This is a genomic window from Streptomyces fodineus, assembly GCF_001735805.1.
GTDB lineage: Bacteria > Actinomycetota > Actinomycetes > Streptomycetales > Streptomycetaceae > Streptomyces > Streptomyces fodineus.
This window is the reverse complement of record NZ_CP017248.1, coordinates 2,503,190-2,515,514: the sequence shown is the minus strand read 5'-3', so window position 1 is coordinate 2,515,514 and position 12,325 is coordinate 2,503,190. Positions and strand designations below refer to the sequence as shown.

At 71.3% G+C, this 12,325-nt stretch carries 12 protein-coding genes and 3 pseudogenes; 8 read left to right on the top strand and 7 right to left on the bottom strand.

Translation table 11 applies throughout. The features are described 5' to 3' along the window. Window positions 1-173: 173 nt before the first annotated feature. From BFF78_RS10165 to BFF78_RS10145, 5 genes and pseudogenes are all read right to left on the bottom strand, one after another. The gene (locus BFF78_RS10165; RefSeq protein WP_069777995.1) at window positions 174-1,214 is read right to left on the bottom strand and encodes an MCE family protein; all 1,041 of its coding nucleotides are present in this window, start codon (window positions 1,212-1,214) and stop codon (window positions 174-176) included. Then, window positions 1,211-2,466, bottom strand: a pseudogene (locus BFF78_RS10160) (MCE family protein). The gene BFF78_RS10165 and the pseudogene BFF78_RS10160 overlap by 4 nt, the downstream one beginning before the upstream one ends. Window positions 2,467-2,470: 4 nt before the next feature. Then, window positions 2,471-3,286, bottom strand: a complete 816-nt coding sequence (locus BFF78_RS10155) for an MlaE family ABC transporter permease (RefSeq protein ID WP_069777994.1) — start codon at window positions 3,284-3,286, stop codon at window positions 2,471-2,473. Between the two features lie 3 nt (window positions 3,287-3,289). Beyond that, window positions 3,290-4,060: an MlaE family ABC transporter permease gene (locus BFF78_RS10150; RefSeq protein WP_069777993.1), complete on the bottom strand. Its 771-nt coding sequence runs from the start codon at window positions 4,058-4,060 to the stop codon at window positions 3,290-3,292. After that, a complete protein-coding gene (locus BFF78_RS10145) occupies window positions 4,057-4,986 on the bottom strand; it encodes an ABC transporter ATP-binding protein (protein ID WP_069777992.1) in 930 nt (309 codons plus the stop codon). Before BFF78_RS10145 ends, BFF78_RS10150 begins: the two co-directional genes overlap by 4 nt. 206 nt (window positions 4,987-5,192) lie before the next feature. Here BFF78_RS10145 and BFF78_RS48175 point away from each other — a divergent pair, with 206 nt between their 5' ends. After that, window positions 5,193-5,687 carry a hypothetical protein gene (locus BFF78_RS48175; RefSeq protein ID WP_227025802.1) on the top strand — a complete coding sequence of 165 codons (495 nt, stop codon included), beginning with the start codon at window positions 5,193-5,195 and terminating at the stop codon, window positions 5,685-5,687. A gap of 8 nt (window positions 5,688-5,695) precedes the next feature. On the opposite strand, the pseudogene BFF78_RS48170 reads toward BFF78_RS48175, so the two are convergent. Together BFF78_RS48170 and BFF78_RS49525 are read right to left on the bottom strand one after the other, a co-directional pair. Beyond that, window positions 5,696-6,028: pseudogene (locus BFF78_RS48170) on the bottom strand (RNA polymerase sigma factor); the annotation flags it as partial. A gap of 219 nt (window positions 6,029-6,247) precedes the next feature. Further along, window positions 6,248-7,279 carry a lytic transglycosylase domain-containing protein gene (locus BFF78_RS49525; RefSeq protein WP_261340737.1) on the bottom strand — a complete coding sequence of 344 codons (1,032 nt, stop codon included), beginning with the start codon at window positions 7,277-7,279 and terminating at the stop codon, window positions 6,248-6,250. Window positions 7,280-7,435: 156 nt separating this feature from the next. On the opposite strand from BFF78_RS49525, the gene BFF78_RS10130 reads away from it, so the two are divergent. The 7 genes and pseudogenes from BFF78_RS10130 (at window position 7,436) to BFF78_RS10100 (ending at window position 12,059) form a co-directional block, all read left to right on the top strand. Beyond that, window positions 7,436-7,699 (top strand): hypothetical protein, encoded by a 264-nt coding sequence (locus BFF78_RS10130; protein WP_069783507.1) that lies wholly within the window; start codon window positions 7,436-7,438, stop codon window positions 7,697-7,699. Window positions 7,700-7,746: 47 nt separating this feature from the next. Continuing rightward, the gene (locus BFF78_RS10125; protein ID WP_079161791.1) at window positions 7,747-8,058 is read left to right on the top strand and encodes a helix-turn-helix domain-containing protein; all 312 of its coding nucleotides are present in this window, start codon (window positions 7,747-7,749) and stop codon (window positions 8,056-8,058) included. A 126-nt stretch (window positions 8,059-8,184) separates the two neighbouring features. After that, window positions 8,185-8,697, top strand: coding sequence for a 2-oxo-4-hydroxy-4-carboxy-5-ureidoimidazoline decarboxylase (gene uraD, locus BFF78_RS10120; RefSeq protein WP_069777989.1), 513 nt, complete (start codon window positions 8,185-8,187; stop codon window positions 8,695-8,697). Between the two features lie 4 nt (window positions 8,698-8,701). Further along, window positions 8,702-9,109 carry a hydroxyisourate hydrolase gene (uraH, locus tag BFF78_RS10115; protein WP_069777988.1) on the top strand — a complete coding sequence of 136 codons (408 nt, stop codon included), beginning with the start codon at window positions 8,702-8,704 and terminating at the stop codon, window positions 9,107-9,109. 3 nt (window positions 9,110-9,112) lie between these two features. Continuing rightward, window positions 9,113-10,036: a factor-independent urate hydroxylase gene (gene pucL / locus BFF78_RS10110; protein ID WP_069777987.1), complete on the top strand. Its 924-nt coding sequence runs from the start codon at window positions 9,113-9,115 to the stop codon at window positions 10,034-10,036. Window positions 10,037-10,370: 334 nt separating this feature from the next. Further along, window positions 10,371-10,604: pseudogene (locus BFF78_RS49690) on the top strand (purine permease); the annotation flags it as partial. A gap of 69 nt (window positions 10,605-10,673) precedes the next feature. Then, window positions 10,674-12,059: an 8-oxoguanine deaminase gene (locus BFF78_RS10100; protein ID WP_069777985.1), complete on the top strand. Its 1,386-nt coding sequence runs from the start codon at window positions 10,674-10,676 to the stop codon at window positions 12,057-12,059. The last annotated feature ends 266 nt before the right edge of the window (window positions 12,060-12,325 follow it).

The following is a 12,325-nucleotide window of genomic DNA, read 5'->3' as shown; positions in this document are numbered from 1 at the left end:
GTGGGGCAGCCCGGGGAGCTTCGGCAGCCTGGGCGGCAGGACGCGCACCTTCACGAGGGGTTCGGGGCGCGGCGTGCGGTGGGGCGGTCGGGGGAGCTTCGGCAGCCTGGGCGGCAGGACCCGTACCCGCACCAGAGGCTCGGGGCGACGCCGCCGCCTGGGGACACGCAGTCTCATCCGCCACACCTCGCCCGTGCCACGTGCAGCTCCGGGGTGATCACCTGCTTCGTCTTCGGCAGCACGATCCGGCCGTCGAAGTCGCAGAGGTAGAAGTTGAACCAGGAGCCGTACGAGGCCGTCCCCGTCAGCTTGTCGAGCTTGTTCGGCAGCCGTTGCAGGACGCCCTCCACGGTGTTGTCGTTCTTGTTCAGCGTTCCGGTCAGCGCGCCGAGGCCGGCGATGTCGTCCTTCAGCGGTGGACGCGCGTCCTTCAGCAGCCCCGACGTGACGTCCGTGAGATCGCCGATGCTCACCAGGGACTCCCCGATGGGCTTGCGGTCGGCGGACAGCCCCGAGATCACCCGGCGCAGCTGTGTGAGCAGCCCGGAGAAACGCAAGCCGCGCTTGTCGAGCGTCTCCAGGACGGTGTTGAGGTTGTCGATCACCGAGCCGATCAGCCGGTCGCGGTCGGCGAGGGTCGTGGTGAGCGAGGCCGTGTGCGCGAGCAGGCTGTTCACCGTGCCGCCCTCACCCTGGAGGGTCTGGATGATCTCGGTGGCGAGCTGGTTGACATCACCCGGGCTGAGCGCGGCGAACAGCGGTTTGAAGCCGTTCAGCAGGGCGTTGAGGTCCAGCGCCGGCTGGGTCCGGGCCAGCGGGATGGTGCCGCCGGGCCGCAGCCGGGCGGAGCCGTCACCGGTGCCCTCGGTCAGCGCGATGTACCGCTGTCCGACCAGGTTGCGGTAGCGGACGACCGCGTGGGTGGACGTCAGCAGCGGCCGGTCCGCGGTGACCGAGAACGTGACCTCGGCCAGGGTCCGGTCCTTGATCCCGATGCCCTCGACCTCTCCCACCCGTACCCCGGCCACCCGGATGTCGTCGCCGGTCTCCAGCCCGGTCACGTCGGAGAACACCGCGTGGTAGGTGTGCTTCGGGGTGAAGGAGATGTTGACGATGGTCGCGGCGAGCAGGGCCGTCGCCGCGATCGTGACGAGCGCGAAGAGGCTGAACTTGACCAGCGGGGCAGCGGTCTGCCGGGCTCCTGACCTGCTCATGCGACACTCACCGCCGTTCCGCGCGCGAGCGGCCCGAACAGCAGGGTCGCAACGGGCGGCACCTCGTCCGCGGGGACGCCCATGACGGGGGCCACGAGCGAGCCGACGGCCCGCTGCTCGGCCCGGGTGGCGGACACGTTGACACCTCCAGGGAGCGCACTGCCGGAACTTCCGGCCGACGTACCGTCGTCGAGATGGGGTTTGGGACCCGGCACCTGCGGATGCGGCAGGCCACGGCAGTCGGGGCCCGACCGATCGCCGTAGACCGGCTCCTCACCGGGCCGGTACGCCCCCTGCGGCCGGACGGCTTCGAGGGTGATCCGCATCTCGCCGCCCCGGAACGCGTCCTCCGACGCCTTCTCCTGCCGGACCAGGCCCTGCAACAGGCACGGGTACTCGGGGAGTAGCGGGCGAACAGCTCCAGCGTGGGGCGGGAGACCCGGCCCAGGGTGATCAGCCGGCCGCCGTTCTCGGACAGGAAGTCGTTCGCCGTGCTCGCCACGGCGGCGGTCGAGCGGAGCCCGGCGGCCAGCTCGTCCTGCTTCTCGACGATCGTCCGGCTGGTGGTGACCGTGTTGCGCAGGATCCGCATCAGGTCGGGCGCGGCGTCGCCGTAGACCTCGGCGACGTCGGCGAAGCGCGAGATGTCCTCCTTGATGGACGGCAGGTGTGGGTTGAGGCGGCGCAGATAGGCCTCGACCCGGGTGAGGTTGTCGCCGATCCGGTCGCCGCGGCCCTCCAGCGCGGTGGCGAACGCCGAGAGCGTGGCGTTCAGTTCCCCCGGCCGGACCGTCCGCAGCAGCGGCAGCAGGTCGTTCATCAGCTGCTGCACCTCGATGCCGGCCTTGGTGCGGTCCTGGGTGATGACGTCCCCCGCGCGGATGGGCCGGGCCGGTGAGTGCGCGGCGCGGGCGGGAGCGACGAGGTCGACGTACTTCTCGCCGAACAGCGTCTTGGGCAGCAGGCGGGCCTGCACGTCGGCGGGGATGTACGGGACGTATCGCGGGTCGAGCGCGATGTCGAGGGTCGCTTTCGTGCCGTCGGAGTGCACCTCGCGCACCTCGCCGACCAGCACCCCGCGCAGCTTGACGTCGGCGCGCGGATCGAGCTGGTTGCCGAGGGTGCCGGCCTCCAGCGTGACCGGCACGACCGATGTGAAAGCCTGCTGGTAGACGGCGACCGCCAGTGACAGCAGCAGCCCGAGCACGGCGATGAACGCGATGCCGTACAGCCTGAGTCTCAGCGTTCTCACCGGCTCACCCCGCGATCCGTACGGTCGTGCTGGCGCCCCAGATCGCGAGGCTCAGGAAGAAGTCCAGGACGTTGATGGCGACGATCGACGTCCGCACCGCCCGGCCCACCGCCACGCCGACGCCCGCCGGGCCGCCGCTCGCGTGGTAGCCGTAGTAGCAGTGCACCAGGATGATCAGCACGGCGAAGACGATCACCTTGCCGAAGGACCAGAAGACGTCCACCGGCGGCAGGTACTGGTGGAAGTAGTGGTCGTACGTGCCCGTCGACTGCCCGTAGTAGCCGGTGGTGATGGTGCGGGCGGCGAGGTACGAGGACAGCAGCCCGATGACGTACAGCGGGATCACCGCGACGAAGCCGGCGATCATCCGGGTCGTCACCAGGAACGGCAGCGACGGCACGCCCATCACCTCGAGCGCGTCCGTCTCCTCGCTGATCCGCATCGCGCCGAGCTGCGCGGTGAACCCGGCGCCGACCGTCGCGGACAGGGCGAGCCCGGCCACCAGCGGCGCGATCTCCCGGGTGTTGAAGTACGCCGACAGGAACGCCACGAAGTTGGAGGTGCCCAGCTGGTTGAGGGCCGCGTAGCCCTGGAGGCCGACCTCGGTGCCGGTGAAGAAGGAGAGGAAGGCGATCACGCCGACCGTCCCGCCGACGACGGCGAGCGCGCCCCGGCCGAAGCTCACCTCGGCGAGCAGCCGCAGGATCTCCTTCTTGTAGCGGCGCAGGGTGCGGCCCGTCCACGCCAGCGAGCGGCCGTAGAAGGACAGTTGGGTGCCCAGCTCCTCCAGGGAGCGCAAGGGGCGGTCGAGAAGTCTCATCGGCTACCCCCTCTGCGGGACGACCTGGAAGTACACCGCGGTCATCACGAAGTTGGTCACGAACAGCAACATGAAGGTGATCACCACGGACTGGTTGACGGCATCGCCCACGCCCTTCGGGCCGCCCTTCGCCGTCAGCCCCTTGTAGGAGGCGACGATCGCCGCGATGGCCCCGAACACCAGCGCCTTGATCTCGGCCGCCCACAGGTCGGACAGCTGGGCGAGGGTGGTGAAGGACGCCAGGTAGGCGCCGGGCGTGCCGTGCTGGAGGACGACGTTGAAGAAATAGCCGCCCGCGACGCCGACGACCGAGACCAGGCCGTTGAGGAGGACGGCCACGACCATCGACGCCAGCACGCGCGGTACGACGAGCCGGTGGATCGGGTCGATGCCGAGCACCTGCATCGCGTCGATCTCGTCCCGGATCCTGCGCGCTCCGAGGTCCGCGCAGATCGCCGTGCCGCCCGCGCCCGCGATCAGCAGTGCGGTGACGATCGGCGAGGCCTCGCGCAGTACCGCGAGCACGGACGCGGCACCGGAGAACGACTGCGCGCCCAACTGCCGGGTCAGGCTGCCGATCTGGAGCGCGATGACCGCCCCGAAGGGGATCGACACCAGCGCGGTCGGCAGGATCGTGACACTCGCCACGAACCACGCCTGCTGGATGAACTCCCTTGCCTGGAACGGCCGTCGGGGCAGGGCCCGGACGACGTCCAGTGCCATCGCGAACAGGTTGCCCGAGTGCCGGAGCGCACCCGCCGGGGAGAGGCTCATGTGCCCCTCACCTCCCAGCCGTGCAGCTCGGCCTCGCGTCTCGCGATCGCCTCCCAGCGGGGCGGGCGGGCGATGCCGGGGCTCGGCAGCAGGCGCGGAGTCAGCTCCCGGGCGTTGCGGCCCTCGTCGATCTGGGCCAGCTCCTGCTCGACCTGGGCCGCGTCCTTCTCCTCCGCCATGCCGATCGGCCCCTGCATCCGGCCGTTCAGGAACTGCCGTACGACGGGCTCGTCACTGGTCAGCAGCTGCTCGCGGGGCCCGAACATCACCAGCTCGCGCCGGAACAGCAGTCCGATGTTGTCGGGCACCTGGCGTGCCGAGGCGATGTCGTGGGTGACGATCAGGAAGGTCGCGTCGATCTGTGCGTTGAGGTCGACGATCAGCTGGTTGAGGTAGGCCACGCGGACCGGGTCCAGGCCCGAGTCCGGCTCGTCGAAGAGGATGATCTCCGGGTCGAGGACCAGGGCGCGGGCGAGCCCGGCACGCTTGCGCATACCGCCGGAGATCTCGCCGGGCAGCTTCCCCTCGGCGCCGATCAGCCCGACCATGTCCATCTTCTCCAGGACGATCCGCTTGATCTCGCTCTCCGACCTGCGGGTGTGCTCGCGCAACGGGAACGCGATGTTGTCGTACAGGTTCATCGAGCCGAACAGCGCGCCGTCCTGGAACAGCACGCCGAAGGTCTTCCGCACCTCGTACAGGTCGTGCTCGCGCAAGCGGGTGACGTCCCGGCCGGCGACCTTCACCGAACCCCGGTCCGGCTTGAGCAGGCCGACGAGCGTCTTCAGGAACACCGACTTGCCCGTGCCGGACGGGCCGAGCATGACCGAGACCTCTCCGGCGGGCAGCGTCAGCGAGACGTCCTGCCAGATGACCTGGTGACCGAAGGACTTGGTCAGCCCTTCCACACAGATCTCGACACCCATCCGGTCCCACCCTTCGCCCGTGGAGCAGCTCCGACATCTGCTCTACGGGGAGGGGCGGGGCGTCCGTCGCGGCGAGCGCGGATTTTTTTCCGGACCGCGGTGACGGCGGGCTACGGCACCTTGGGGACGGCAGGTTCGATGGCACGCGCGGGACGGATACGGGCGGGGAAGCGGCGGCGAGCGACGGCGTGGCGGGGAGCGACGGCGTGGCGGGGAGCGACGGCGTGGCGGGGAGCGACGGCGTGGCGGGGAGCGACGGCACCGACGGCGCGACCGGAACCTTGGGAACCGGAGGCGCCTTGGGCAGGGGCGGCACGGAGACGGCCGCGGGTACGGCGGGTTCGGCGGCGGGCGAGGGAGCCGCCCTCCGCCTCGGGGGCGCCGCCGGCACCGAGGGCCGGTGGGCCGCCGGGGCGCGCATGGGCCCGGTGCCGGGGCTGCGGAGCTCCGGTGCTCCGCTGGACACCGTCGGCCGCGGAGACGGAGCGGCCGCGGCACCGCCCCCGTCGAGGACGTGGGGCGCCACGAACCCCGCCACCGCCAGGGTCGCCGCCGTCGAGGTGACCGCAACGGCCTGCACCTTCCCGGCCCCGCGTGCCCGCCCGCCGCGGAGCAGGAACAGCACGAGCCCGAGGGTCCCGGCGAGCGAGGCGCGCAGCGTCCGCCGGGCCCGGGCGAGCAGCGACTCGACGGTCCGGTAACTGAGGCCCATCCGCACGGCGACCTGGCTCACGTCCAGGTCCTCGGACTTCAGCCGCAGCGCCTCCGCCTGCCGGGCGGGAAGCTCCCCGCTGCGCACGGCGAGCCACTTCGCCTCGGCCCGGTCGCACACCGCCTCCTCGACGGGCACCGGGCCGGGCGCGACGAGCGTGGGGCGGCGGCCCACCTCGGCCTCGCGGTTGACCTGCCGGTACCGGTCGACGCACAGCCGCATCGTCACCCGCGTCAGCCAGGCGCCGAGCCGCTCGTCGTCGAGGTCCGGGCGCTCCGCGGCCCGCAGCATCGCCTCGTGCACGGCGTCCTCGGCGTCCTCCGGGCTCATCGAGCGGCGCCGGGCCACCTTGAGCAACTGCTCGCGGTGGCTCCACATGCGCTGCCAGCGCTCGTCGGCGGCCGCTGTGTCCGCAGGCATGTCCGTCGCCATGAGGGCCCCTTCGCACTCACCCGCCGGTCCTGTGCTCCCGGCGGGTGGCGACATTACCGCCGAGTATCCGCGGTTGTGGAGGGGGAGACCCACATCGTGTTCCAGCCGTTGCCGGGGCTAGCCGTCGCTGGTCAGTGCCCCCGCGCCGGGAAGCACACCGCCGCCGGGCAGCGTGAGGGTCGGTGCGGGGAGGGGAACCAGCGGCGGCTGCGACTCCCGTGGGGCGCCTGGCTCGCGGGACGGGGCGGGGGAGGGTGAGGCGGGCGGTGCCGACGGCGTGCGCGTGGGGCCCGGGCCCGGCTTCCGGTGGTGCGAGGGTTCCGGCGACGGCTTCGACGCCTTGGGGCGTGCCGGTTTCGGCCGGTCCTGCGGCTCGTCGGACGCGTCCGGCACCAGGCGGTGGCCGGTCAGGTAGTACGCGTACCAGGCCTTCACCGTACGCAGATAGGCCTCCGAGTGGTTGTAGCCGAGGATCGCCCGGTCCAGGCCGGCGGGATCGGCGAGGCCCCGGCCACCGGCGCACAGGTAGCGGCCGGCGGCGAGCGCGGCGTCGTAGACGTTGTCCGGGTCGGCGCGTCCGTCGCCGTTGCCGTCCGCGCCCCAGCGGGCCCAGGTCGACGGGATGAACTGCATCGGGCCCACCGCGCGGTCGTACACCGCGTCCCCGTCATAGGCGCCGCCGTCCGTGTCCCGTACGACGGCGAAGGCGCCGCCGGTCAGCCGGGGACCGAGGATCGGCGTCACGGTCGTACCGTCCGGGGTCACCCGGCCGCCCCGCGCCTGAGCGGACTCCACCTGGCCGATCGCGGCCAGGAGCTCCCAGCGCAGCCCGCAGCCGGGCGCGGTGCGCGCCAGCTCTGCCTCGGCGCGCCGGTACGCGGCGAACACGGTCGCGGGCAGTGCGCCGCCCGTCACTGCTTGTGCCGGGCCCGCCTGGCGGGTCCGCAGCGGGGGCAGGGCGGTGCGGTACGGGGTGTCGCCGGAGACGCTGGGGCCGTGGTCGGCGGGTGCCGCCTTGCGGGCCGGCTCCGCAGCCTGCGCGGAGACCGCCCCCGGCGCCTGCGACGCGGTCAGCGCGGCCATCGCCGCCGCCGCGACCGCCGTACCCCGGGCACCCCTGAGCGCCCCCTTGAGCGCGTGCGCTGTCACTGTGCAGTCCCCTCCCTGGATGGATCCGTCGTGTGCTCTACGCGGACGGACGGCAGGTCCGTCGCACGGAGCGGCAGGACGGCGGCAGGACCGCGGCAGGACGGCGGGAGCATCGAGGGCTGCCCGAAGAGCAATGCCGCGCGTTAGGTTGTGCGCGTGCGATTGAGAGTGGAGTTCACGACCGAACCCTTCGACCTGGACGAGGCGCCCGCGCACGCCCTGGCGGCGCGGGAGGTCATCGAGACCGCCGAACTGGACGCCGTCGACGTCGGACCGTTCGGCAACACGGCCGAGGGCGGCGCGGACCGCGTGCTCACCGCCGTGGACGCGCTGCTGCGCAAGAGCCTGGAGGCCGGTGCCACCCGGATCTCGCTCCAGGTCAACGTGGTCGACGACGGGATCCGGGAGGGCGGTAGGTGAGCGGGGACGAGCCCTTCATCGCGGCCGTGAAGCCGCTGGTCGACGCCATGGGCGGGGAGCTGATCCCACCCGACGAGGCCGGCCCCGAGGACGTCGTCCTCGCCTGGGAGGGCGTCGACGTCGTCGCCGTACGCCTGCCCCAGCTGGCCGACTCCCTCGACCACATCCTCGCCGCCATGGAGCGCAGGGAGGGCCGGCCGCTGGCCGACCTGGACCGCAAGGCCAAGCAGGAGGCCGTACGGATACTGGAGGCGCGCGGTGCCTTCGCCGTGCGGCACGGCGTGGAGACCGTGGCGAGCGCGCTCGGCGTCAGCCGCTTCACGGTCTACAACTACCTCAACCGCGAGAAGGGGGCCTGAGCAGGCGGCACGGGATCCGTCGCACCGCGCCGAATTTTCAACAAAGTGTTGACGCCGTGTTTCGGAGGGCGTTAGCTGTTCGCAGCCCGTTCAGCACGAAGGCCGAATCCGGCCACGGAGGCTCCCGTGACTTCGACTTCCACGCCCCCGGGCCTGGCCCGGTTCAACGACCTGGGGGAGCCCGCGGCCCGCGCCGCCCTCCACGAGGCGTGTGCCTCCACCGAGTGGGCCCGGCGACTGCTCGCCGCCCGCCCCTACGCCACCCCGGACGCGCTCTACGCCGCCAGTGACGCCGCCATGGCCGAGCTGAGCACCGCGGACCTCGAGGAGGCGATGGCCGGGCACCCGCCGATCGGGCGCCCCAAGCCCGGCGACCCGACCTCCGCGCGGGAGCAGGCCGGCATGGCCGGCGCCGCCGAGGAACTCAAGGCCGAGATGCTCGAACTCAACCTGGCCTACCAGGAGAAGTTCGGCCATGTGTTCCTGATCTGCGCCACCGGCCGGACCGGGGAGCAGATGCGCGACGCGGTGAAGGAGCGGATCGGCAACGCGCCGGAGCAGGAGCGGGAGATCGTCCGCACCGAGCTGGGCAAGATCAACCGCATCCGACTGGCCCGACTCGTCGAAGAGGACGCCTGACACCATGAGCACCAGCACCACCGCCTCCGTGTCCACCCACATCCTGGACACCTCGATCGGCCGCCCCGCCGAGGGCGTCGCCATCCAGCTCTCCGCCCGGTCCGGGCGTGACGGGGACTGGCAGGCGCTCGGCGGCTCCGCGACCGACGCCGACGGCCGGTGCAAGGACCTGCCGGCCCTGCCGGAGGGGACCACACACGTACGGCTCGACTTCGCGGTGGAGCCGTATTTCGAGGAAAAAACTGCGAAACAGCAAGCCGATGCGCAGCAGGACGCCCCCGCGAATCGGGACAGCGGACCGGCCGTGTTCTTCCCGGAGGTGGCGATCACGTTCGCCGTCGTACCGGGCGAGCACTACCACGTACCGCTGCTGCTCAACCCGTTCGGCTACTCCGTTTACCGAGGGAGCTAGCTAATGCCGACCATCCTGGGACAGAACCAGTACGGCAAGGCCGAGAACCGAGTCGTAAAGATCACGCGGGACGGCGCCACCCACCACATCAAGGACCTCAACGTCTCCGTCGCGCTGAGCGGTGACATGGACGAGGTCCACTACTCCGGCTCCAACGCCAACGTCCTGCCGACCGACACCACCAAGAACACGGTGTTCGCGAAGGCCAAGGAACACGGCATCGAGTCCGCCGAGCAGTTCGGCATCCACCTCGCCCGCCACTTCGTCACCTCGCAGCCGGCGATTCACCGCGCCCGGATCCGGATCGAGGAGTACGCCTGGGAGCGGATCGAGACCTCCGACGCCAACTCCAAGTTCATCGGCGCGGACGAGGTCAAGCACTCGTTCGTGAAGAAGGGCCAGGAGGTCCGGCTCACCCAGGTCACCTACGACGGTGAGCGGTGGGAGGTCGTCTCCGGCCTGAAGGACCTGGTCGTGATGAACTCGACGAACTCTGAATTCTGGGGTTACGTCAAGGACAAGTACACGACCCTGCAGGAGGCGTACGACCGCATCCTCGCCACCCAGGTCTCCGGCCAGTGGCGGTTCAACTGGACCGACGACGAGCAGAAGATGCCCAACTGGGAGAAGTCCTACGAGCAGGTCAAGAAGCACATGCTCCAGGCCTTCGCCGAGACGTACTCCCTCTCCCTGCAGCAGACGCTGTACCAGATGGGTGCGCGCATCATCAACAACCGCAGCGAGATCGACGAGGTCCGCTTCTCGCTGCCGAACAAGCACCACTTCCTGGTCGACCTGGAGCCGTTCGGGCTCAAGAACGACAACGAGGTCTACTACGCCGCCGACCGGCCCTACGGCCTGATCGAGGCGACCATCCTCCGGGACGGCTGTGAGCCGAAGATCCCGGTCGACATGACCAACCTCTGACGCGGGACGCGTGTCCCCGGCCCCGCCGCCTTGGCCGGGGACATGCCACACCGGAGGGAAGACCATGGCACAGCCTGCGCAAGGGCCCGCCGAAGCCCCTTGTTCCACCCCGCCGGTGCACGACCAGGACGCCGTGACGTCCGTGCACCCGGTGGACGACAAGCTCCCTGTCACGCGGCTCGTCCCCGCCGCGCTCCAGCGCATCGCCGCCATCTACGCGGGCGTTGTCACCCCTGCGCTCATCATCGGCCAGACCTGCGGACTCGACCTCCCCGCCCGCACCCGGCTCATCGGTGCGAGCCCGCTGATCGCGGGCGTCGCGACCATCACGCCGTCCGAGGCGGGCCTGGACGACAGCTCCGACGTCGTCCTGGTGGCCGTGGCCCTCGGCGCCGGCATCATCCCGCCGGCCGCACCGACGTTCTACGACGGCTTCCCGGCCTGGGTCCAGACCGTGCCCGGCTCCGGCATCAGCGCGGGCGTGCTCGCAGCCGTCCTGCTCAACCTGTTCTTCCATCATCTCGGCACCCGGAGCGGGCAACCGGCTCCGGCACTCAAATCCTCGTAGGGTCCTGCCGTGCCCTCCCCGTGGGCCACTCCCCTCCCACGGACCGCCACTGAAAGACAAGGAAGCACGATGGCACCATCGGCAGACCAGCGCATCGTCATCGAGAACTGCGCGATCGCGACCGTGGACGCGGGCGACACCGAGTATGCCTCCGGGTACCTCGTCCTCGCCGGCAACCGCATCGAGTCCGTCGGCGCGGGCCAGGCCCCCGAAGGCCTTCAGAACGTGGTGCGCCGGATCGACGCGAGCGGCCATCTGGCCACACCCGGCCTGGTCAACACCCACCACCACTTCTACCAGTGGATCACCCGGGGCCTGGCCACCGACCACAACCTGTTCAACTGGCTCGTCGCGCTCTACCCCACCTGGGCGCGCATCGACGAGCAGATGACCTACGCGGCCGCGCAGGGCTCCCTCGCCATGATGGCCCGCGGCGGTGTCACCACCGCCATGGACCACCACTACGTCTTCCCGCAGGGCTCCGGCGACCTGTCCGGCTCGATCATCCGGGCCGCCGCCGAGATGGGCGTCCGCTTCACCCTGGCCCGCGGCTCGATGGACCGCAGCGAGAAGGACGGCGGGCTGCCGCCGGACTTCGCCGTCGAGACGCTGGAGGGCGCGCTCGCGGCGACCGAGGAGACGGTGCGCAAGCACCACGACGCCTCCTTCGACGCCATGACCCAGGTCGCCGTAGCGCCCTGCTCCCCCTTCTCGGTGTCGAGCGAACTCCTCAGGCAGGGCGCGGAGTTGGCGCGCCGACTGGGCGTACGGCTGCACACCCACGGCTCGGAGACGGTGGAGGAGGAGAAGTTCTGCCACGAGTTGTTCGGCATGGGCCCGACCGACTACTTCGAGTCCACGGGCTGGCTCGGTGAGGACGTGTGGATGGCGCACTGCGTCCACATGAACGACTCCGACATCGCCGCCTTCGCCCGTACGAAGACCGGTGTCGCCCACTGCCCGTCCTCCAACGCCCGCCTCGCCGCCGGTATCGCCCGCGTCCCCGACATGCTGAAGTCGGGCGTCCCGGTCGGCCTCGGCGTCGACGGCACCGCGTCCAACGAGTCCGGTGAACTCCACACCGAGCTGCGCAACGCCCTGCTGATCAACCGCCTCGGCGCTCACCGCGAGGCCGCGCTGAACGCCCGCCAGGCGCTCAGGCTCGGCACCTACGGCGGCGCCCAGGTCCTCGGCCGCGCCGAGCAGATCGGCTCGCTGGAGGCCGGCAAGCTGGCCGACCTCGTGCTGTGGAAGATGGACACCCTCGCCCACGCCTCCATCGCCGACCCGGTGACCGCGCTGGTCTTCGGCGCGGCGGCCCCGGTCACCGCGTCCTTCGTCAACGGGCGGCAGATCGTGGAGAACGGCCGGCTGGTCGCCGTCGACGAGGACGCCATCGCCCGCTCCACCCGTGAGGAGGCCCAGCGCCTCGCCCGGATCATGGCCCAGGCCTGATCCCCACCCACGCACCGGCGGCCGGTTTCCTCCCTACGGCCGGCCCGCCGGACGACTTCGGCACCACCCGCCCGCTGCGGGCCACGCCGGAACACCCGGCGGCCATCCGGCACAGATGGCCCGCCGACAAACTTGGCGGTCGCCCCGTACGGGCGGCTCGCCCCAAGACACGGCGGTCGCCCCGACAGGCGGTCCGCCGCGGAACTCGGCGGACCGGATCATGCGGCCGGTCTGCCGGAGGTCTCGGCAGGTTGGTCCGTGTGGCC